This window comes from Bradyrhizobium tropiciagri, assembly GCF_001189845.1.
Classification (GTDB): Bacteria; Pseudomonadota; Alphaproteobacteria; order Rhizobiales; family Xanthobacteraceae; genus Bradyrhizobium; species Bradyrhizobium tropiciagri.
In genome coordinates this window covers 1-18,782 of sequence record NZ_LFLZ01000067.1, presented here as the reverse complement: position 1 = coordinate 18,782, position 18,782 = coordinate 1, and the positions used below count along the sequence as shown (strand labels likewise).

Sequence of the window (18,782 nt, the reverse complement as noted above, 5' to 3'; positions counted from 1 at the left end):
CTTAGTCAGGCGGATGCGATTCTCCTAGAGCGTGGTGACTTGGCGGATGCCTTGACGGATATCTTGCGCGTTGCGCGCAGCGCAGCCAGCGTTGTCTTCGCCAGTTGTTCCGCTGCCGTGACAAGTTGCGGAACCGGATGACCGGAAAATCCCAGCACGAAGCCGGGCAATGGCTGCGCGCGATGATAGGTTTCGGCGAGCAGCCAGCCACCGACGCCGGCCTTCGCCTTGGCCTGCGCGGCAATCAAAGGATCAGTCGCGGGATCGAGCCGCGCCACCAGATGCAGGCCCTGCGACGGCACGGGAACCGTGAGCTCGCCCTCGGATGCGCTCGTGAGTGTCGACGCCAGGACGTCGCGCGCTTCGCGATAGAGCTTTCGCGACTTGCGCAGATTGGCGGCGAAGGCACCGGAGTTCAGCATGTCGGCGACCGCACCTTCCATCAATGTGCCGGGAAAACGGTCGAGCGCGGCGCGTGCTTCAGTCACCGGACCGATCAAGGCCTCGGGCAGGGCGCAGTAACCGATCCGCAGGCCTGGAAACAGCGTCTTCGCAAATGTGCCCATGTAGATCACGCGGCGCAGATGATCGATGCCGGCGAGCGACAACAGCGGCGCGCCGTCGTAGCGGAACTCGCTGTCGTAATCGTCCTCGAACACGAACGCGCCGGCGTCCCTGGCCCAGTCGAGCAGCTCGAGCCGGCGCGGCATCGACATCTGCACGCCGAGCGGGAACTGATGCGACGGCGTGACGTAAGCAGCGCGCGCCTGCGATCCGGAAGCGCGCCCCTTGTCGATGCGCATGCCGGAAGCGTCGACCGGCACCGACACCGGCCGATAGCCGCAGTGCTCGATCGCACGCCGCGCCGCCGGATAGCCGGGGTCCTCGCACCAGACCTGGTCGCCTGGCTTGAGGATGGCCCCGAGCACGATGCGAAGCGCATGCAGCGTGCCCGAGGCCAGCATGATCTGGTCGGGGTCGCAGCGCAGCCCGCGCGCCGAGAGCAGATGGTCCGATATCGCGGCGCGGAGTTCGCTGCTGCCGCGGGGATCGCCGTAATGCAGATGCTCGGAGCCGAAGGCGCGCAGCCTGCGGCCGGCAAAGGCGCGGAAGCGCTGCAGCGCGCGGTCATCGATATGGGTACAGCCGAGCGACAGCGCATTGTGCTGCGGCGGCTCAATCTCGATCTTCGCGCGTCGCGGCGTGCCGGCCTGCGCCGGAATGCGCGCCGCGACGAACGTGCCGGAGCCGGTGGTTGCCACCGCAAAGCCGTCGGCGATCAGCCGCTCATAGGCCGTGGTGACGGCGTTGCGGCGGAAGCCGGTCTGCCTGGCGAGCGCGCGTGACGGCGGCAGCGGCTCGCCCGGCTTGACCAGGCCGCCGACGATGGTGTGGCACAGCGCCTGATAGAGCCGCTGCTGCGAGGCCGCGCCCGCCGTGACATGCGGGCCGGTGAGGTCGAGCGGCAGCTCCGGCTTGCGCGCCGCGGGCCTGCGGGAATTGGTCGGAATTTTTCGCATGGAATTGGCACTATCGCAGACCAAATGGGCCGCTACAACTCTGGACAGACTCCAGATTTGATGAGGCTCACCGTGACCGAAGGCGCATCCACTCCGTCCTACCCGCTATCGTCCCGCAACCGCGTCAAACGCCGCCATGACCGCGGCTTCTACGATCACGCCACCGTGCACAAGATCCTCGACGCCTCGATGATGTGCCACGTCTCCTACGTGATCGACGGCCAACCCTATTGCACGCCGACCTTCTTCTGGCGCGAGGGCACCAGGCTCTACTGGCACGGCTCGAGCGCGAGCCGGATGCTGGAGAACCAGTCGGAAGGGCAGCGGGTGTGCCTGACGGTCGCCCATCTCGACAGCCTGGTGCTGGCGCGCTGCGGCTTCAACCATTCGGCAGACTACCGCGCGGTGATGGCGTTCGGGGCGGCCTATCTCGTCACCGATCCCGCAGAGAAGGAGCGGGCGATCGTTGCGATGGTCGACCGCTTCTTTCCCGAGCGCACCGCGAGCCTGCGCGCCAGTAACAAGCAGGAGATCAAGGCGACCTCGTTCATCGCAATGGAGATCGAGGAGGCCTCGGCAAAGGTGCGCGCCAAGGGCGTCGCCGACGACGACGAGGATTACGAGTTGCCGATCTATGCCGAGCGTATTCCAGTGCGCACCGTGCTCGGCGCGCCCGAGCCGTGCCCACGGCTGCTCGACGGCGTAACGCGGCCTGCGACGCTCGATGGCTATTCGGAGGGCCGTCTGCTCGAAGATGCATTGCGGGATGCCTATTTTGCGCAATACCCCGCGGAGTGAAATCAGGTTACGCTGCGGCTCCCACCTTGTCTGATGTCCCCCATGGAGCTGCCGCATGACTGCCGAGACGCAACAACGAATCCTTGCCGCCGTTGACGAGGGATTCGATGCGCAGCTTGCGACGACGCAGGCCTTTGTCGCGATCCCCTCGACCCGCAGCGCCGAGGGGCCGTGCCAGGACATGATCGGCGATCTGCTGCGCGAGCGCGGCTACGAGGTCGACGACTGGCGCATCAATCTCGACGAGCTCAGGGATCTGCGCGGCTTCGGCCCGATCGAGCATGATTTCTCCAAGGCGCGCACCGTGGTCGGTACCTACCGCCCGGCCACCAATGCCGGCAAATCGCTGATCCTGCAGGGCCACTGCGACGTGGTGCCGACCGGCCCATTGGAGATGTGGGAGACGCCGCCGTTCTCGCCTGTGATCAAGGACGGCAGGATGTACGGCCGCGGCGCCTGCGACATGAAGTCCGGCACCATCGCCGCGCTCTATGCGCTGGATGCGATCAGGAAGGCCGGCCTGAAGCCGACGGCGCGGATCCACTTCCAGTCCGTGATCGAGGAGGAGAGCACCGGCGTCGGCGCACTCTCGACCTTGCAGCGCGGCTATCGCGCCGACGCCTGCTTCATCCCGGAGCCGACCAACGGCAAGATGATCCGCTCTCAGGTCGGCGTGATCTGGTTCCGACTGAAGGTACGCGGCTTCCCGGTGCACGTGTTCGAGGCCGGCGCCGGCTCGAACGCGATCATGGCGGCGTATCATCTGGTGCATGCGCTGGAGAAGCTCGAGATCACCTGGAACGAGCGCGCCAAGGCCGACCGTCATTTCAAGGATGTCAATCATCCGATCAACTTCAATCCCGGCATCATCAAGGGCGGCGACTGGGCCTCCAGCGTGCCGGCCTGGTGCGACGTCGACTGTCGCATCGCGGTGCTGCCGGGCTGGTCGATCGCCGAGTGCCAGAAGGAGATTCTGGCTTGCGTTGCGGCCGCGGCGCGCGACCATCGTTTCCTTTCCAACAATCCGCCGCAGGTGGAATGGTCGGGCTTCCTGTCGGAAGGCTACGAGCTGGTGAACTCCGAGGCGCCGGAGGCCGCGTTCGCCAAGGCACATCAGGCCGTTTATGGCGGCGCGGTGGAAGACCGCGCCTTCACCGCGCTGACCGACACGCGCTTCTACGGTTTGAACTACGACATCCCAAGCCTCTGCTTCGGCGCCAGCGGCGCGGCGATGCACGGCTTCAACGAATATGTCGATCTGGACTCGCTGCGGCAATCGACCAAGGCCATTGCGCTGTTCATCGCGGAATGGTGCGGGGTGGAGAAGGCGTAGCCTTTTTGCGTACGGGCTCGGCGCGCTGTCGCTCCGCTTGCCGGGGAGGGCTCTCGGGCGAGGGCAACCAGATGCTTTAAGTCTAAAACAAAGGCTGGGCGAACAGCCCCGCCGGTGGCAAAATGGCGTCCGATCGACGGCGAATCTTCGAGGAGCACGATGCGCGATTGGGATGATGCCTACGCCAATTCGGCCCACGTGCCGGGATCGGATGCGCTGCCGGCGCGGTGGGTGGAGCGGGCGGCGGCCTATCGCGCCAGACTCAAATCGTTCAAGCCGGACATCGCCTATGGATCGGGAGAGCGGCAGCGTCTCGACCTGATCCTGCCGGACGGCGACAGCAAGGGTCTCGTCGTCTTCGTACATGGCGGTTACTGGATGCGCTTCGACAAATCGTCATGGACCGACCTCGCGGAGGGCGCGCGAAGCCATGGCTGGACGGTGGCGCTGCCAAGTTACACGCTGGCGCCGGCCGCGCGCATCTCAGACATCACGGCCGAGATCGCGGTCGCGATTGCTTCGGCTGCAGCCGAGGTCTCCGGGCCTATTCGATTGGCCGGCCATTCCGCAGGCGGCCATCTCGTTACGCGCATGCTGTGCGACGACGGCCGTCTCGAACCTGAGGTCTACGACAGAATAGTGGCGACGCTGTCGATCAGCGGTCTGCATGACCTGCGACCGCTGCTGCAGACCGTACTGAACGAGACGCTCCGGATGAACATCGGCGAGGCAGCGCTCGAAAGCGCCGCCTTGCATCTGCCACGGGGCAAATCGCCGCTGACCACCTGGGTCGGCGGCAGCGAGCGACCCGAGTTCATCCGTCAGGCAGAGCTGATGGCCAACATCTGGACCGGATTCGACGTGCCCACGCACCTCGTCGTCGACCCCGGGCATAACCATTTTACAGTTATCGATGGGCTGAAGGATCCATCCTCGGCCATCACGAGGCGCCTTCTGGGCCTTGTTTGAGGCGGGGATCGATCGAGAGGATGTGTCATGAGCAGCAACGACTACGATCCCGCGGTCGAGGGCGCCGAGACCGATTTCGCTCGGAAAATGTCGTATAGCGACTATCTGCAACTCGATGCGCTGCTCGGCGCCCAGCATCCGATTTCGGACGCGCATGACGAGATGCTCTTCATCATCCAGCATCAGACCTCCGAACTGTGGATGCGGCTCGCCATCCACGAGCTCCGGGCCGCCCGTCACGCGATCGCCCGCGAAGACGTGTCGCCGGCGATGAAGATGCTCGCGCGCGTCTCCCGCATCTTCGAGCAGTTGAACAATGCCTGGGACGTGCTGCGTACCATGACGCCCAGCGAATATACCCATTTCCGCTCGCGGCTCGGACAATCCTCGGGCCTCCAGTCGTATCAATACCGGCTGATCGAGTATCTGCTCGGCAATCGCAATGGCGCGATGTTGAAACCGCACGCGCATGACCCCGAGGTGACGGCCTTGCTCAAGACCGAGCTTGCGACGCCGAGCCTTTATGACGAGGTGCTCCGGCTTGCCGACCGCAAGGGGCTGACCATGCCCGCGGCCGTGCTGTCACGCGACGTCCACGAGACCCATCACTTCGACGAGGGCGTGATGCAAGCCTGGCGCCGCGTCTACCAAGCTCCTGAAGCCAATTGGACGCTCTACGAGCTTGCCGAGAAGCTGGTCGACTTCGAGGACTATTTTCGCCGCTGGCGCTTCAATCACGTGACGACGGTGGAGCGCGTCATCGGCTTCAAGCGCGGCACCGGCGGTACCGGTGGGGTCAGCTATCTCAAGCGGATGCTCGAGGTCGAGCTGTTTCCCGAACTGTGGCGTGTCCGCACCGTCCTCTAGGCGAGGTGTCATGATCGAAGCGAAATCGCAACTGCGTGTCTACGACGACACCAAGGCGATGTTCCATCTGCCCGCGGATGTCATCTATCTTGACGGCAACTCGCTTGGTGCGCTGCCACTGGGCGTTGCCGAACGCGTTGCGCATGTCGTCACGGCCGAGTGGGGCGATGAGCTCATTCGCGCCTGGAACAGCGCCGGCTGGTACGTGCAGCCGCGCCGCGTGGGCGACCGCATCGCTCGCCTGATCGGCGCCGCGCCCGGCACGGTGATGGTTGGCGACACGCTGTCGCTCAAAGCCTATCAGGCGCTTGCGGCCGCGCTCGAGATGAACCTAGAGCGCAAGGTCGTTCTGTCCGATACGGGTAATTTCCCGACCGATCTCTATATGGCGGAAGGGCTGATCGCCACGCTCGGGCGTGGCCATCAATTGCGGCTGGCGGCCCCGGAGGAGGTCGAGGCATCGCTGTCGGACGACATTGCGGTGCTCTATTTGACGGAGGTCGACTATCGCACCGGCCGTCGCCACGACATGCGGAACCTGACCGCGAAGGCGCATGTGCTCGGCATCGTTACGGTCTGGGATCTCGCCCATTCGGCCGGCGCGCTGCCGGTCGATCTCGCCGGCGTCGGCGCCGATTTCGCCGCCGGCTGCACCTACAAATATCTCAACGCGGGGCCGGGCGCGCCGGCCTTCCTTTACGTCGCGCCGCGGCATGCTGATCAGGCGCGCGCCGCGTTGTCGGGCTGGATGGGGCACGCGAAGCCGTTCGCCTTCGATCTCGGTTATCAACCTGCTGGCGGCGTCGAGCGCATGCGCGTCGGCACACCGCCGGTGCTGGCGATGGCCGCGCTGGAGGCATCGCTCGACATCTGGGATCGTGTCGATATGGGCGAAGTCCGCGCGCGCTCACTCGCGCTCGGCGACTTGTTGATAGCTGAGATCGCGCGACGCTGTCCGTCGCTGAGGCTGGTAACGCCACGGGCGCATGCGCAGCGCGGGTCGCAAGTGTCCTTCGCCTTCGCCGGCGGATATGCCGCCATGCAGGCGCTGATTGCCCGCGGCGTGATCGGCGACTTCCGGGCGCTGATATCATGCGGTTCGGGATCACGCCGCTCTATATCGGCGAAGCCGAGGTGCTGAAGGCCGCCGAGATGATTGAGGAGGTGATCAATGGCGAGGTGTGGCGCCGGCCAGAATATCAGGTCGTGAATGCGGTGACGTGAGCGGCGGGCGTTATCGCGAAGCCTCATGGTGACTGCGGCGAGCAATCATGGGTGCCGCGACCACAACGCATTGACGATCGCATCGAGCCCATCGGTCAGTGCGGCGGGGCCGGGCTGCAAAATGATCGGCGACTTGATCTCGACGATGCGATCGTTGCGGACAGCCGGAATGTCGCTCCAGCCGTCACGGGCCCTGATGCGGTCGGTCACGACCTTCTTGCCGCACCAGGATGCCAGGATCACGTCGGGCATCGCCGCGCGCACGGCATCAGGCGTGACGATGCGATCCCTGGCGGCCTTGTGTGCGCGCAGAAGCGGCAGCGCGTCCGCGCCGCCGGCAATCTCGATCAGTTCGGATACCCAGCCGATGCCGCTGATCAGCGGATCGTCCCATTCCTCGAAATAGACCTTTGGCCGCGGCGCCGGACGCGGCGTTGCGGCGGTCGCGGCCAGCCGTTGTTCGAGGCCTTGCGCGAGCCGTTCAGCGCGATCGGCGGCGCCGACCATCGCACCGAGGCTGCGGATCATCGCAAGGATGCCGGCGACATCGCGCTGATTGAAGACATGGACGGCGACACCGGCGCGGACGAGATCGGCGACGATGTCGGCCTGCAGGTCGGAGAAGGCGAGCACCAGGTCGGGATCGAGCGCCAGGATCTTCGGGATGTCGGCGGAGATGAATGCCGACACCCGCGGCTTCTCGCGGCGGACCTGCGGCGGCCGCACGGCATAGCCGGAGACGCCGACGATGCGGTCCTGCTCGCCGAGCAGATACAGCGTCTCGACCGTCTCCTCGGTCAGGCAGACGATCCGGCGGGGAGGGAAGTCGCGCATCGCGGACGGTATGCAGACTCGCCAAGGGTTGTCACGGCGCCATGACGTCATCCGCTTGATTACCTCGGAGGTCATTGCCGGGCCCGGTCAGGCAATCCATCATGCCGGCACCAACCTCAAAGAAGCCCGCACAAGCCAGGGAGTGCCCATGACGCCGCTCGAAAAGATCCAGTCGATGAAGATGCCGTTTGCGGAACTGAAGGGGGTCATCTTCACCGAGGCCGGCCAGGATCGCGTGGTCGCGAAGATGGTGGTGCGGCCGGACCTTTGTACCCTGCGGAACACGATCCACGGCGGCGCGGTGATGGCCTTTGCGGACTCGGTCGGCGCCGCCGCTACCGTGATCAACCTGCCTGAGGACGCCAAGGGCACCACGACGCTGGAGAGCAAGACCAACTTCATCGGCGGCGCCAAGGAGGGGAGCACTGTGATCGCCACGGCGACGCCGGTTCACCGGGGTCGGCGCACCCAGGTCTGGCAGACCCGGCTGGAAACCGAGGACGGAAAACTGGTTGCCGTCGTCACCCAAACCCAGCTGGTATTATAATGGGGTAATGATGTGATTTTCCGATCACATCATTGTTTACTTAAATGAATCTGAGTACTTGAATTATATGGTGCGGCGCACAATATAGGGACGGTTAGGGAGTCGACGCCTCCTCGAGGGCTACCAAGAGGAGTTATGAAATGAACCACGATTCCATCAGTTCGACCTCTGCTCGGGGCACCGTGCGGACGTTGAGCCAGCAGGAGGAGCTTCCTCTGCTGCGCGATCATCTGCTGAGACTGGATCGAACCAGCCGTCATGATCGTTTTCATGGCTTCATCGACGACAGCTTCATCCGCCGCTATGCCGAGCGCTGCGCCAATGACGGTACGGTCATCATCGCCTATTTCGAGGATGGCGTGGTCCGCGGCGCCGCCGAGCTGCATCCGCCGGAGCGGTCGCCGGATGCGCAGCCCGAGATCGCCTTCAGTGTCGAGCGGTCGGCGCGGCGCAAGGGCGTTGGCAGCACGCTGTTCCGCAAGCTGATCGCCGAGGCGCATGCCAAGGGCTACGGCAGCCTGCGCATCACCACCGGCGCGCAGAACGACGCGATGCGTGCGCTTGCCACCAAGTTCGGTGCGCAGCTGACCTTCCGTCATGGTGAGTCGACCGGCAGCATCGACCTGACCGAGCAGCACCAGGCCGAACAGGCGCCGGCCACGGCTTCGCCGCCGATCGCTCCGGTAACGCCGGTTGCGGCCGCGCGTGCGATCGTCGACATGAACCGCGCCTATTGGCGAATGGTGATGCAGATGTCCGGCTGGGGCCGGGCCGCCTGAGCTGAGACTTAACCTGAAAGACAAAAAGGGCAATCCGCTCAGCGGATTGCCCTTTTCTTTAAGTAGCTGGATGTCGTTGTTCAGGTGCCGGTGCGCTTGTCGGTGGCGAAGCGGCGGACCACGCGGCGCTCGACCACGACGGAACGCTGCGCACCCTGTTCGCCGGCGATCACGCGGGTTGCCGTACCGGTGCGGGCGCTGACGCGCGCAGTCTTCTTCACCTCGGCCAGCACCTCGTCATAGGGCAGCCCCATCAGCGACGATGCGATCCCGGCCTGGGCTTCCACGTCATCGGTGATGCCGATGGCTGCGAAGATTGCCTCCTCCAGCGTCGGCGGATCATGCCGCACGCGCCGAGTGCCATACTTGGTATTCCAGTCTCCGCTCATCGCCGCCTCATCTTTGAATCGCGGGAGATACGTAAGGTCCCCAATGTTGCATTGCAATATGAATATGAGATGGCAATCCAGCCATGCAGCTAGAGTCTCTCAATCTTGTGAGCGTCATAAAGTTCGATGGTGGTCGCTGCGGCCGCCAGAGATTGCAGGGAGCGGACGAAATCGCGCGACGCGGGGACCGCAAAATGCGCCGCCAGCGCGGCGCGGTCGGCCCATTGTTCGAAAAACACCAGCCTGAGCGGATTCTCGCAGTCGACATGGACCGCGTGCGAGATGCAGCCGGGCTCGGTGCGCGAGCGATGGACATGCTCGAGGCTCAATCGCCGCACCTCGTCGAAACTGTCGGGACGGGCGGTGACGCTACCGGTGACGACGATCATGATCTCCCCCAGTTGGTTGGTTACGGGGCAGCTTCTGCCCCTGACGCACCATTCGGCTGCTGCGGCCAGCGCTTCAGCGCGGCGCGGCCGGCATCGGTCAAGACATAAATGCCGCGCTCGGCGCGATCGAACCAGCCGTAGACATTATGCTGCAGGATCTTGCCGGCATCGGGGCAGTCGGCCCGCAGGTCCTTGACGCGCCGGGGGCCATCCGAGAGCGCACAGGCGCAGGCCAGCGCCTGTTGCCGGTAGGCCGTCATGATCGGCGCGCGCGTCGATCCGCCCATCGCGGGATCGCCCTTGCGCTTGCGATGCTCGGCGATCAGGCGCGAGCGCTTCTTCGGATTGCGGCGAGGTGCCGCGGTCGGCGGCGGCACCAGCACCTCGACGTCGCCGCGGTCGCTGACGCCGAGCATGCCGAAGCCGAGCCGCCGGCACAGATTGCGATAGCGCGCGTCGCTCTCGCGGCCCTTGCCGCGGGCCGAGACCTTGGCCGCGATCCACACCTCGTCGGCGGCGCCGGCGCGATCGACCGCCTGCAGGATCAGTTCGAGATTGAAGGCGAGCTTGAGTTCACCGATCACGACCACCGGTGGATCATCGCCGCTCAGCGCCACCAGGTCGCAGCCGCCGATCTCGCCCTTCACCGTGAAGCCGAGCTTTTCGAGGAAGCGTTTGACGGGCAGATAAAGCGCGGTTTCCAACGGGCAGGCTCCTGCGGCATCCGGCCGCGACTCGGTGCGCCAGCATAGCGCGGAATTGCCCCCATCGAGGCGGATCGAATTTGCCCAATGCGCGGCCGAGCGGTTATGTTGGGCCGGGGACAACGGCGCGACCATTTGCATGATCCGGAACGGGCTCTATCACATCACCGTCGAATTTCTCGACGGCGTCTCTGGCGGCAACCAGGGCGTCATGGTGTTGCGCGACGGCCAGATGCGCGGCGGCGACTCGTTCTTCTACGCCTATGGCAGCTACACCGCGGCTGATGGCAAGTGGAAGGGCGAGGTCACCAACGAGGAGCATTCGCCGACCTATGGCGAACGCCCGGTCTGGGAACGCAAGGTGGTCACCATCGGCTTCACCGGCACCTACACCGATCAGACCGCCGAGGGCGACGGCATGGCGCTCGTCGGCAAGCAGAGCATCCGCTTCCGGTCGAAGCTGCGGCTCCTGGTTGCGGACTAAACTGACCGATGCCGGCCGGCTTACAGCGTCAGCCGATTAGGCGATCGTCCGCCAACGCGTCGAGTTTCCCGGCCTTTGCGTCCCGCTCGATCGCTGCATCGAAACGCTCGGCATCGAACGTCTCGAACCAGGCGCGAAAACGGGCCAGCTCACGAGGAGGCAGCTGTTCGACGGCCTTTTCGATGTCTTCTGCAGTCGTCATGCCAAAGATATAGCATCTGCCAGATCGAGCGGAAAGACGTCGGCAGGACCAAGCGGGGCGCTCAGACCCGCCCGTTGACCGGCAGCAGCGCGCCGGTGACGGCGCTTGCGGCGTCGCTGGCGAGGAACAGGATTACGTCGGCGAGTTCCTTCGGCGTCACCCATTTGGAGATATCGGCCTTCGGCATCGCGGCGCGATTGGCGGCGGTGTCGATGATCGAGGGTAGCACCGCGTTGACCGTGACCTTGCCCTTCAGCTCGGCGGCCAGCGACTCGGTGAGGCGGTGCACGCCGGCCTCGAGGCAGCATAGGGGCCCATGCCGGAGGCGGCCTGCAAGGCGCCGAGCGCGCCGATATTGATGATGCGTCCGGCGCCGGATTTCGTGAGATGCGGGATCGCCGCGCGCGACGTGTTGAACGCGGTCATCACGTTCATCGCGTACATGCGCTGCCAGGTCGCGGGATCGCCGTCGCTGACCGCCTCGAAGGTGAAGCCGCCGGCAATGTTGATCAGTGCGTCGAGCCGGCCGAAATGCGCCGCCGCCTTGTCGATCGCAGCGCTCGCATGCGTGGTGTCGGTGAGGTCGACTCCGCCGAGCTCGATACGGTCGGCCGTCGCCGCGAACTGCGAGGCCGCATGATCGATGCCGGCGACGCGCGCACCGCGCGCCAGGGCTTCTTCGGCGACCACCTTGCCAAGCGCGCCAAGGGCGCCGGTGATGACGATGACTTTTCCGTTCATGGCGGTCTCCGTATCAGCAACAGGCTGCCACCCACTATGATCAGGCGGATTTCATTTGCAATGCCGCCGATTTCATCTCCTACTGCGCGCATTCATCAGTTCATTCGCCTCAAGGATGTTTGCGATGCCGACACCAAGGCCGTGCGAAACCCATCCCGAGCTCGTCAAGTTCAGTTACGGATTGCCGCATCTTGCGCAGGCGCTCGCGCGCGAGCGCAAGGTCAAGATCGTTGCCCTCGGATCATCATCGACCGCGGGAGCCGATAGAGTTCTCCCATTTCCGCCGCGGCTGGAGATCCTGTGGCGAAGCCAGAAGCAGACCTTCGGCCGGATGATCGACATCATCAACCGGGGGATCGGCGGGCAAGAGGCGCCGGAAGAGTTCTCGCGCATCGAGTCCGATGTCATCGCCGAAGCACCGGTGATGGTGATTTGGCAGGTCGGCACCAACGCCGTGTACAGGAACTACAACTTCGATCAGGTGCAAGCGACATTCGAGGCAGGACTCGATGTGCTTGCCGCGCTGCCGCTGGACGTCGTGGTGATGGATTCGCAGTACACCCAGGCCATCATCGGCACACCAGACGTGCTCAAGCTCGCCAACCAGTTCATGCCGATGATCGCCGACGTCGCTGCAAGCAGGAAAGTCAACCTGTTCCGCCGCTTTGCGCTGATGAAGCAATGGGTCGATGCCGGAATTCCGCTCTCCGAACTCGACGATGGCGCGCAGGAGCATCTCCATACGAGCGAGTGGGCGACCGATTGCGTCACTCAAGCGTTGCTCGGTGCGATCAACGATGCGGTGGCACGCAGCGCAAACTCGTCGTCTTGACTACGTAAGACTACGGGGGAAGGCCAGTTGGATAAAATTTGCGGCAGTTCTGTAAGTCGTTTGCAGAACCCTTTCCGTAGAAGCGGAACTCCAGCCAAGGTAGGGGTTTTTGCAATGGGAAATCTTCCGGATCACGGTTTACCGCTCGTTCAGCTTAAGGAACAGCGGCGCGATCTCGTCGTAGCACTACAGAATCGCAAGGGCCCGGTGGGCAGCTGGGAATTGATGCAGATCGCGGCGATCCAGCAGGCCATCTCGGCCTTCGAGGATGTGATCGCCGATCTCGACGCGGAGCTCGAACTCGAGGCCGCGGCCTGAGCGAACGGATCAGGCCTGCAGATAGCGGACTTCAAGTGCCTTGCGCTCGGCCGGGCCGAGCCCGAGGCCCTCGCGGAAATATCCGTCGAGGCCGCCATAGTCGGCATCGATCGCCGCGAACGACGCATCCAGAAACGCCGCGCGCACGGTGCCGAGCACCTGCTTGACGTCGTCGGGCAGCTCGGTGCTGTGCGCCGGATCGCGCTTGTAGTACTGGTTGGTCAGGAGATAGTCGTCCGCGATCACCTGATCGGATACGCCGAGGGCGTGCAGGATCAGCGCGCAGGCAAAGCCGGTGCGATCCTTGCCCGCGGTGCAGTGGATCACCAGCGGCGCGCGGTCTTCGAGCAGATGGGCAAACAGCGTGCGATAGCGCGGCGTGTTGTCCTGCACGTAGCCGCGATAGGAATCCCGCATCACGTCGATCGCGTCGGCTTCCGAGAGCTGGCGGTTGCTGGCGATCTCGCGCAGCGCGGCCACCACCGTCGGCTCGACCGGGAGCGAATGCACGGTCACGTCGCTCATGCCGCACAGCGCTTCGGCGCGCTCGGCGACGCCGCGAAAATCGTACGCGCTTTTGACCCCGAGGCCGCGCACCACGGCGACGTCCTGCTCGGTGAGATACGCAAGATGGTTGGAGCGGAAGATCTGCCGCCAGCGCACCGTCCGGCCGTCACGCGTCTGGTAGCCGCCGAGGTCGCGAAAATTGCTGGCGCCGGCGAGGTTGAGGTGACGGGCAGGGGCTTCTGACATAGGGCGGGCCTGTTGCAGCTGTTAAGGTCTTCTTGCAGGAAGTCTTGGCGCAGGAGTATCGGCGCAGACAGGTCTATAACCGGCCTCTCGGGGGGAGAATATGACTTATCGCGGGGGCGCCATTCTGATCGGCGCAATTCTTTTCGAGATTTTTGGTTCCTCGGCGGCACGGGCGCAATCCGCCTTCCGGAATTATCGCTGTGCCGACGGCACACAATTCATTGCGGCATTCTTCAATGGCGACACGCGCGCGCATCTGCAACTCGACGGCAAGGCGGTGACGCTGACGAAACGGTTGTCGCTGACCGGCACGCGCTACAAGGGCGGTGGTGTCACGCTCGAGATCACGCGGGCCGGGCTGACCAGGCTGCGGCATGCGAAGCGGCCGGTGACGGCCTGCGAGCTGGCATGAAAAAAGGGCCGAAACGCTTCGTTCCGACCCTCTCTTACTGTGCTGTTGATGTCCGACGTTTGTGCGTCACGCCTCTCCGCCCGATCGACATCAGTGATCGCGGCTCGGCTTGGCGTCGTCGATGGCGGCCTGATGGTACCAGCTCTCGCTGCATGCCGAGGTCTCGACTTCAGCGGCAAGATCGCGCGCCGTCCGCGCCTCGCCATAGCGGCGACCGCCGAGAGCCGCGCGGCCCCCTGCCGGGAATTGATAGATCGTTGCCGATCCCTGATTTTGGCCTGTGGTGATCATGTCAAAGTCTCCTTGGGCCGGTGCGAGCCTCCATGGTGCGCCCGACTCATTCGTGTGCGGTTACCGTGCTTTCAACATCGGTCCGGGCCCGGCAGGGTGCAAGTGACTAAGAAATAGTCAGGTTTTGTCTAATTGGTAGGCAAGTCCGGGTTTGCTTCCTGTGAGGCAGAGGGCGGCTGACCAACGCTTGGGCCGAGGCAATGGTTGCCGGGCACCCGATGGTTGGACACGAACTGTCACATGGCGCTGCCGCCGCATTAATCGGCGGACGGTGCCGTAGCCGAATTTGCTGCAGAAACGGGCGGTGGAGGGGACGGAGAGAAGATTTTGGCTGACGGCGGCGCATGCCAGCCGCGCTGCTTTGTCGCAGTTAAAAATGCGATGTCCGCTGTGGACATCCGCAAGCTTGGCGGTGCCGCAGTGCAGCGACTGGCATTTTAATTGCTTAGTAAGGGCCGGCCGATGGTGGCCGGGTACGCGTGCGGCGGCCGACTGGCTTTCGGTTCCTCACGGTTTTGCATCATCAACAGAGAGGTTCAATGACCAAGTACAAGCTCGAGTATATCTGGCTCGACGGATATACGCCGACGCCGAGCCTGCGCGGCAAGACGCAGATCAAGGAATTCGCGTCGTTCCCGACCCTCGAACAGCTTCCGCTGTGGGGCTTTGACGGTTCGTCCACCCAGCAGGCTGAAGGCCACAGCTCTGACTGCGTGCTGAAGCCGGTCGCCTGCTATCCCGACGCCGCGCGCGAGAACGGCGTGCTGGTGATGTGCGAAGTCATGATGCCCGACGGCAAGACGCCGCACGTGTCCAACAAGCGCGCCACCATCCTGGATGACGACGGCGCCTGGTTCGGCTTCGAGCAGGAATACTTCTTCTACAAGGACGGCCGTCCGCTCGGCTTCCCGGGCGAGGGCTATCCGGCTCCGCAGGGCCCGTACTACACTGGCGTCGGCTACAAGAACGTCGGCAGTGTCGCCCGCAAGATCGTGGAAGAGCATCTCAATCTCTGCCTCGCCGCCGGCATCAACCACGAAGGCATCAACGCCGAAGTGGCGAAGGGCCAGTGGGAATTCCAGATCTTCGGCAAGGGCTCCAAGACTGCCGCCGACCAGATGTGGATGGCTCGCTACCTGATGCTGCGCCTCACCGAGAGCTACGGCATCGATATCGAATTCCACTGCAAGCCGCTCGGCGACACCGACTGGAACGGCTCGGGCATGCACGCCAACTTCTCGACCAAGTACATGCGCGAAGTCGGCGGCAAGGAGTACTTCGAGAAGCTGATGGGCGCCTTCGAGAAGAACCTGATGGACCACATCGCCGTCTACGGCCCGGACAACGACAAGCGTCTGACCGGCAAGCACGAGACCGCGCCGTGGAACAAGTTCAGCTACGGCGTGGCTGACCGTGGCGCGTCGATCCGCGTCCCGCACTCCTTCGTCAACAATGGCTACAAGGGCTATCTGGAAGACCGCCGCCCGAACTCCCAGGGCGACCCCTACCAGATCGCTTCGCAGATCCTGAAGACGATCTCCGAGGTCCCGACCGGCGCCAAGGCTGCGGCTTAAGTGGCTGCAGCTTAAGTGCTGCAGCTTAAGTAGCTGCGGCTTAAGCAGCTTCCGGAGCCGGATGGAGCCATCCGGTACCGCAATCGGGTCCGCCAGGGCGAATGCCTTGGCGGACCCTTGCTTTTTAACCAAAGTGTTTGCGGGCAGCTTGCCGCCGAAAGCGGTTTCGCTGCGTTATGAACCGCGCTAGATAACGATTGTATCTTGGCTGCCGGGGACACGGCGCTTGTTTGAAGGGTTTTACAAGGTCCGGTTCGAACTGGGCGGTGCCGTCGGCCGCAGCGTGATGTATGTCGGCGACGGCAAGATGCTCGGCGGCAACTCGGCCTTCGCCCATATCGGCACCTACGAAAAACACGGCGACGAGGTCGCGGTCGAGATCCAGACCGTCCGCCACAATCCCGATCCGAACTACCGCGCGATGGCCGGCACCGATGACGCGACGCTCATCGCAAAGGGTGCGCCCGATGGCGAGCTCTATCGTTTCAAGGGCGAGCTGAAGGAATTGCCCGGCGTGCCGTTCCAGTCGGTGATGACGCCGATCACCGAGGGCGAAGTCCCGATCGCCGGTGGGGTCGGCGAGGGCGGTATCATCGACGGGCTCTATTCGATCCACATCCGCGTGCTCGACGGGGTCGACGGTGGCCTCACCGGCGTGATGCTGCTGAACAACGGCCGCATCCTCGGCGGCGATGCGCACTTCTACTATCTCGGCACCTACACCTCCGAGAAGGGCCGCTGGAAGGGCCAGATCCTCAACCAGGAGCACACCTCGGCGATGGGCGAGAACCCGATCTTCGGCGGCCATGAGGTCGGCATCGGCTTCGCCGGCACCTGCGATGCGGAGGGCGCCGTGCTCGAAGCGACTGCGCTGGCCGGCAAGCGCAGCCTCCGGCTTACCGCCGCGCTCAAGCTGATGCGACGGGCGTAAGCGGGATGGAGCATTCGGTTCGCGTGCTCTCGACGCTGGCGCTGAAGGGTGCGGTCGCGCGCCTTGCCGCGGCCTACCAGGCGGCAAGCGATATCCGGATCGATGCCGATTTCGCGCCGACGCTGGCGCTGCTCGAACGCTTGCGCGAGGGCGAGGTCGCCGATGTCGTGATCCTGACCCGAGCAGGCCTCGACGAGATGACCGGCGAGGGCCGCGTTGCGCGGGAAAGTGCAGTCGATCTGGCGCGCTCCTATGTCGGCGTCGCGGTGAAGGCGGGCGCTGCGCATCCCGACATCGCGAGCGAAGCTGCATTGCGTGCGGCTTTGCTCGACGCGCGGGCGGTGGCCTATTCGCGGCTCGGCGCCAGCGGCATCCTGTTCGCCCAACTGATCGCGCGTCTCGGCATCGCGGAGGCGATCAACGCGCGCGCGGTGATCATTCCCATGGGCTTCACCGCGGAAAAGCTCGTCACCGGCGAGGCCGATCTCGCGATCCAGCAGATCAGCGAGTTGAAGCAGGTCGACGGCATCGAGGTGGTCGGGCCAATTCCCCTCGATTTGCAGACGCCGGCGGTGTTCTCGGCAGGCCGCATGACGGCCTCGCAGCGCGCAGCGGCCGCCGATCATCTGCTGCGCTATCTCTCGTCACCCGAGGTCGCGCCGGTGCTGCGCGAGACCGGGCTCGAGCCTTGAATTTGCCTCCACCGCGACGCAACCTGCCGCTCATGTTCAAACCGCTCCAAGCCATTGTCGTCGTCGCAGCGTTGGCTGCGCCGGCGCTTGTCCACGCGCAATCGGCCGACCTCGTGCTGTGCGACCGGCTCGCCGCCGATCCCTCTGATCCCGACAAGCCGGCCGACGTGAAGGGCGTGCCCGAAATTGCGTCGGCGGATATCGCGACCGCGGTCAAGTATTGCGCGGTGGCGGCAAAGTCGTCGCGTCGCGCGATGTATGCGCTCGGCCGCGCCTATGCTGCCAATCGGCAGACCGCCGAAGCGGCGTCGGCCTGGCGCAAGGCGGCCGACAAGGGCTCGACATCGGCGATGGTCGAGCTCGGCGTGCTTTATGGCAACGGCACCGGCGTCGCCAGGGACGAGGCGCAGGCGCGCAAATTGTTCGAGCGCGCGGCGCAGGCCGGCAACGCGCGCGGCGTCAGCAATCTTGCGGCACTCGGCGGCAGCACGGCATCCGATCCCGCACGTGCGCGCGAACTGCTCGCCAAATCTGCCGAGACCAATGCGGAGGCGCAGTACCAGCTCGGCCTGATGCTGGCGGAAGGCAAGGGCGGCGCGCAGGACGATGCCGGCGCGCGGGCGCTGTTCGAGAAGGCGGCAGCGCAGAACCATCCCGGTGCGCTGGAGCGGATGGGCGCCTTCGCGCAGGCCGGCCGCGGCGGACCGAAGGACAGCGATGCGGCCAAGGCCTATTACGAGCGGGCCGCTGCACTCGGCGATGAGGACGCCAAGAAGGCGCTGGAGCGGGCGCGCTGTCCGTACGTGATCAAGGACAAGCGCGGCAACGCCGTGACCAATCTCTGCTTCTAGGAACGCTCGCGCGCGCGTGTCGTTGACGTGCGAAAGGCACTGGCGAGGCGATGTCATGATCCGCAAGCTGCGTTCCGGCGAGTACCGCCTGTATTCCCGCAAGGTCAATCCGAAGACCGGCAAGCGCCGCAATCTCGGTACCTTCAAGTCGCGCGCGGCGGCAGAGAAGCACGAGCGCGACGTGCAGTATTTCAAGCGCCACTAGGTAACGGACCCACTACACCTCGCCCCGCTTGCGGGGAGAGGTCGGAACGCATCGCTAGATGCGTTCCGGGTGAGGGGGAGTCTCCGCAAACTCGCTATCGCCGGACGTGCGGAGACAGCCCCTCACCCCAACCCTCTCCCCAT

23 protein-coding genes and 2 pseudogenes are annotated in these 18,782 nt (G+C 64.6%); 16 read left to right on the top strand and 9 right to left on the bottom strand.

Translation table 11 applies throughout. From position 1 onward, the window contains the following. Positions 1-5: 5 nt before the first annotated feature. Positions 6-1,520 carry a MocR-like pyridoxine biosynthesis transcription factor PdxR gene (pdxR, locus tag AKN84_RS35200; protein WP_050425042.1) on the bottom strand — a complete coding sequence of 505 codons (1,515 nt, stop codon included), beginning with the start codon at positions 1,518-1,520 and terminating at the stop codon, positions 6-8. Positions 1,521-1,580: 60 nt separating this feature from the next. Here pdxR and AKN84_RS35195 point away from each other — a divergent pair, with 60 nt between their 5' ends. From AKN84_RS35195 to kynU, 5 genes and pseudogenes are all read left to right on the top strand, one after another. Further along, complete coding sequence (locus AKN84_RS35195) at positions 1,581-2,318, top strand: pyridoxamine 5'-phosphate oxidase family protein (RefSeq protein WP_430649955.1); 738 nt, start codon at positions 1,581-1,583, stop codon at positions 2,316-2,318. 55 nt (positions 2,319-2,373) lie between these two features. Further along, complete coding sequence (locus AKN84_RS35190; RefSeq protein WP_050425041.1) at positions 2,374-3,651, top strand: ArgE/DapE family deacylase; 1,278 nt, start codon at positions 2,374-2,376, stop codon at positions 3,649-3,651. A gap of 159 nt (positions 3,652-3,810) precedes the next feature. Further along, positions 3,811-4,620 (top strand): alpha/beta hydrolase, encoded by an 810-nt coding sequence (locus tag AKN84_RS35185; protein ID WP_050425040.1) that lies wholly within the window; start codon positions 3,811-3,813, stop codon positions 4,618-4,620. Between the two features lie 27 nt (positions 4,621-4,647). Next, positions 4,648-5,487, top strand: a complete 840-nt coding sequence (gene kynA, locus AKN84_RS35180; RefSeq protein ID WP_050425039.1) for a tryptophan 2,3-dioxygenase — start codon at positions 4,648-4,650, stop codon at positions 5,485-5,487. Positions 5,488-5,497: 10 nt separating this feature from the next. Further along, positions 5,498-6,711 (top strand): annotated as a pseudogene (gene kynU / locus AKN84_RS35175) (kynureninase). Between the two features lie 45 nt (positions 6,712-6,756). On the opposite strand, the gene AKN84_RS35170 reads toward kynU, so the two are convergent. After that, entirely contained in the window at positions 6,757-7,545 is a 789-nt protein-coding gene (locus AKN84_RS35170; RefSeq protein WP_050425038.1) for a cobalamin-binding protein, read from the bottom strand. Positions 7,546-7,693: 148 nt separating this feature from the next. Here AKN84_RS35170 and AKN84_RS35165 point away from each other — a divergent pair, with 148 nt between their 5' ends. After that, positions 7,694-8,092 carry a PaaI family thioesterase gene (locus AKN84_RS35165; protein WP_050425065.1) on the top strand — a complete coding sequence of 133 codons (399 nt, stop codon included), beginning with the start codon at positions 7,694-7,696 and terminating at the stop codon, positions 8,090-8,092. Between the two features lie 140 nt (positions 8,093-8,232). Further along, positions 8,233-8,871 (top strand): GNAT family N-acetyltransferase, encoded by a 639-nt coding sequence (locus AKN84_RS35160; protein WP_050425037.1) that lies wholly within the window; start codon positions 8,233-8,235, stop codon positions 8,869-8,871. A gap of 80 nt (positions 8,872-8,951) precedes the next feature. Here the strand turns inward: AKN84_RS35160 and AKN84_RS35155 are convergent, their stop codons facing one another. From AKN84_RS35155 to AKN84_RS35145, 3 genes are all read right to left on the bottom strand, one after another. After that, complete coding sequence (locus AKN84_RS35155) at positions 8,952-9,260, bottom strand: hypothetical protein (protein WP_050425036.1); 309 nt, start codon at positions 9,258-9,260, stop codon at positions 8,952-8,954. A gap of 89 nt (positions 9,261-9,349) precedes the next feature. Next, positions 9,350-9,649, bottom strand: a complete 300-nt coding sequence (locus AKN84_RS35150; protein ID WP_024581535.1) for a putative quinol monooxygenase — start codon at positions 9,647-9,649, stop codon at positions 9,350-9,352. Positions 9,650-9,669: 20 nt separating this feature from the next. After that, positions 9,670-10,353 carry a DUF2161 domain-containing phosphodiesterase gene (locus AKN84_RS35145; protein WP_050425064.1) on the bottom strand — a complete coding sequence of 228 codons (684 nt, stop codon included), beginning with the start codon at positions 10,351-10,353 and terminating at the stop codon, positions 9,670-9,672. A gap of 139 nt (positions 10,354-10,492) precedes the next feature. On the opposite strand from AKN84_RS35145, the gene AKN84_RS35140 reads away from it, so the two are divergent. Continuing rightward, the gene (locus tag AKN84_RS35140; protein WP_050425035.1) at positions 10,493-10,837 is read left to right on the top strand and encodes a GrlR family regulatory protein; all 345 of its coding nucleotides are present in this window, start codon (positions 10,493-10,495) and stop codon (positions 10,835-10,837) included. A gap of 28 nt (positions 10,838-10,865) precedes the next feature. Here the strand turns inward: AKN84_RS35140 and AKN84_RS48230 are convergent, their stop codons facing one another. Together AKN84_RS48230 and fabG are read right to left on the bottom strand one after the other, a co-directional pair. Further along, positions 10,866-11,039: a hypothetical protein gene (locus tag AKN84_RS48230; RefSeq protein WP_167351892.1), complete on the bottom strand. Its 174-nt coding sequence runs from the start codon at positions 11,037-11,039 to the stop codon at positions 10,866-10,868. Positions 11,040-11,100: 61 nt separating this feature from the next. Continuing rightward, positions 11,101-11,780, bottom strand: a pseudogene (gene fabG / locus AKN84_RS35135) (3-oxoacyl-ACP reductase FabG). Between the two features lie 115 nt (positions 11,781-11,895). On the opposite strand from fabG, the gene AKN84_RS35130 reads away from it, so the two are divergent. Then, positions 11,896-12,612, top strand: coding sequence for an SGNH/GDSL hydrolase family protein (locus AKN84_RS35130; protein ID WP_488226068.1), 717 nt, complete (start codon positions 11,896-11,898; stop codon positions 12,610-12,612). A gap of 114 nt (positions 12,613-12,726) precedes the next feature. After that, positions 12,727-12,930 carry a hypothetical protein gene (locus tag AKN84_RS35125; RefSeq protein WP_050425034.1) on the top strand — a complete coding sequence of 68 codons (204 nt, stop codon included), beginning with the start codon at positions 12,727-12,729 and terminating at the stop codon, positions 12,928-12,930. Between the two features lie 9 nt (positions 12,931-12,939). Here the strand turns inward: AKN84_RS35125 and AKN84_RS35120 are convergent, their stop codons facing one another. Next, the gene (locus AKN84_RS35120; protein ID WP_050425033.1) at positions 12,940-13,683 is read right to left on the bottom strand and encodes a tyrosine-protein phosphatase; all 744 of its coding nucleotides are present in this window, start codon (positions 13,681-13,683) and stop codon (positions 12,940-12,942) included. A gap of 100 nt (positions 13,684-13,783) precedes the next feature. Between AKN84_RS35120 and AKN84_RS35115 the strand changes: the two genes are divergently transcribed. Further along, entirely contained in the window at positions 13,784-14,095 is a 312-nt protein-coding gene (locus AKN84_RS35115; protein WP_050425032.1) for an MliC family protein, read from the top strand. Positions 14,096-14,185: 90 nt separating this feature from the next. On the opposite strand, the gene AKN84_RS35110 is transcribed toward AKN84_RS35115, so the two are convergent. After that, positions 14,186-14,386 (bottom strand): DUF2735 domain-containing protein, encoded by a 201-nt coding sequence (locus tag AKN84_RS35110; protein WP_050425031.1) that lies wholly within the window; start codon positions 14,384-14,386, stop codon positions 14,186-14,188. A 539-nt stretch (positions 14,387-14,925) separates the two neighbouring features. Here AKN84_RS35110 and AKN84_RS35105 point away from each other — a divergent pair. The 5 genes from AKN84_RS35105 to AKN84_RS48225 all read left to right on the top strand — a co-directional run bounded on the left by AKN84_RS35105 (position 14,926) and on the right by AKN84_RS48225 (position 18,639). Next, positions 14,926-15,960, top strand: a complete 1,035-nt coding sequence (locus tag AKN84_RS35105) for a glutamine synthetase beta-grasp domain-containing protein (protein ID WP_050425030.1) — start codon at positions 14,926-14,928, stop codon at positions 15,958-15,960. A gap of 226 nt (positions 15,961-16,186) precedes the next feature. Then, positions 16,187-16,891 carry a hypothetical protein gene (locus tag AKN84_RS35100; RefSeq protein ID WP_050425029.1) on the top strand — a complete coding sequence of 235 codons (705 nt, stop codon included), beginning with the start codon at positions 16,187-16,189 and terminating at the stop codon, positions 16,889-16,891. A gap of 5 nt (positions 16,892-16,896) precedes the next feature. Beyond that, the gene (locus tag AKN84_RS35095) at positions 16,897-17,583 is read left to right on the top strand and encodes a substrate-binding domain-containing protein (RefSeq protein WP_050425028.1); all 687 of its coding nucleotides are present in this window, start codon (positions 16,897-16,899) and stop codon (positions 17,581-17,583) included. Positions 17,584-17,615: 32 nt separating this feature from the next. Then, a complete protein-coding gene (locus AKN84_RS35090) occupies positions 17,616-18,434 on the top strand; it encodes a tetratricopeptide repeat protein (protein WP_050425027.1) in 819 nt (272 codons plus the stop codon). A gap of 55 nt (positions 18,435-18,489) precedes the next feature. Continuing rightward, positions 18,490-18,639, top strand: a complete 150-nt coding sequence (locus AKN84_RS48225) for a hypothetical protein (RefSeq protein ID WP_016843021.1) — start codon at positions 18,490-18,492, stop codon at positions 18,637-18,639. Positions 18,640-18,782 lie beyond the last annotated feature (143 nt).

What these genes read in the sequence shown, in the direction of transcription:
- pdxR (WP_050425042.1), bottom strand. Translation starts at nt 1,520, where the DNA reads ATGCGAAAAATTCCGACCAATTCCCGCAGGCCCGCGGCGCGCAAGCCG.
- AKN84_RS35115 (WP_050425032.1), top strand. Translation starts at nt 13,784, where the DNA reads ATGACTTATCGCGGGGGCGCCATTCTGATCGGCGCAATTCTTTTCGAG.
- AKN84_RS48225 (WP_016843021.1), top strand. Translation starts at nt 18,490, where the DNA reads ATGATCCGCAAGCTGCGTTCCGGCGAGTACCGCCTGTATTCCCGCAAG.
- AKN84_RS35155 (WP_050425036.1), bottom strand. Translation starts at nt 9,260, where the DNA reads ATGAGCGGAGACTGGAATACCAAGTATGGCACTCGGCGCGTGCGGCAT.
- AKN84_RS35150 (WP_024581535.1), bottom strand. Translation starts at nt 9,649, where the DNA reads ATGATCGTCGTCACCGGTAGCGTCACCGCCCGTCCCGACAGTTTCGAC.
- AKN84_RS48230 (WP_167351892.1), bottom strand. Translation starts at nt 11,039, where the DNA reads ATGACGACTGCAGAAGACATCGAAAAGGCCGTCGAACAGCTGCCTCCT.
- AKN84_RS35110 (WP_050425031.1), bottom strand. Translation starts at nt 14,386, where the DNA reads ATGATCACCACAGGCCAAAATCAGGGATCGGCAACGATCTATCAATTC.
- AKN84_RS35165 (WP_050425065.1), top strand. Translation starts at nt 7,694, where the DNA reads ATGACGCCGCTCGAAAAGATCCAGTCGATGAAGATGCCGTTTGCGGAA.
- AKN84_RS35105 (WP_050425030.1), top strand. Translation starts at nt 14,926, where the DNA reads ATGACCAAGTACAAGCTCGAGTATATCTGGCTCGACGGATATACGCCG.
- AKN84_RS35140 (WP_050425035.1), top strand. Translation starts at nt 10,493, where the DNA reads ATGATCCGGAACGGGCTCTATCACATCACCGTCGAATTTCTCGACGGC.
- AKN84_RS35090 (WP_050425027.1), top strand. Translation starts at nt 17,616, where the DNA reads ATGTTCAAACCGCTCCAAGCCATTGTCGTCGTCGCAGCGTTGGCTGCG.
- AKN84_RS35190 (WP_050425041.1), top strand. Translation starts at nt 2,374, where the DNA reads ATGACTGCCGAGACGCAACAACGAATCCTTGCCGCCGTTGACGAGGGA.
- AKN84_RS35130 (WP_488226068.1), top strand. Translation starts at nt 11,896, where the DNA reads ATGTTTGCGATGCCGACACCAAGGCCGTGCGAAACCCATCCCGAGCTC.
- AKN84_RS35125 (WP_050425034.1), top strand. Translation starts at nt 12,727, where the DNA reads ATGGGAAATCTTCCGGATCACGGTTTACCGCTCGTTCAGCTTAAGGAA.
- AKN84_RS35185 (WP_050425040.1), top strand. Translation starts at nt 3,811, where the DNA reads ATGCGCGATTGGGATGATGCCTACGCCAATTCGGCCCACGTGCCGGGA.
- AKN84_RS35095 (WP_050425028.1), top strand. Translation starts at nt 16,897, where the DNA reads ATGGAGCATTCGGTTCGCGTGCTCTCGACGCTGGCGCTGAAGGGTGCG.
- AKN84_RS35170 (WP_050425038.1), bottom strand. Translation starts at nt 7,545, where the DNA reads ATGCGCGACTTCCCTCCCCGCCGGATCGTCTGCCTGACCGAGGAGACG.
- AKN84_RS35195 (WP_430649955.1), top strand. Translation starts at nt 1,581, where the DNA reads ATGAGGCTCACCGTGACCGAAGGCGCATCCACTCCGTCCTACCCGCTA.
- kynA (WP_050425039.1), top strand. Translation starts at nt 4,648, where the DNA reads ATGAGCAGCAACGACTACGATCCCGCGGTCGAGGGCGCCGAGACCGAT.
- AKN84_RS35120 (WP_050425033.1), bottom strand. Translation starts at nt 13,683, where the DNA reads ATGTCAGAAGCCCCTGCCCGTCACCTCAACCTCGCCGGCGCCAGCAAT.
- AKN84_RS35160 (WP_050425037.1), top strand. Translation starts at nt 8,233, where the DNA reads ATGAACCACGATTCCATCAGTTCGACCTCTGCTCGGGGCACCGTGCGG.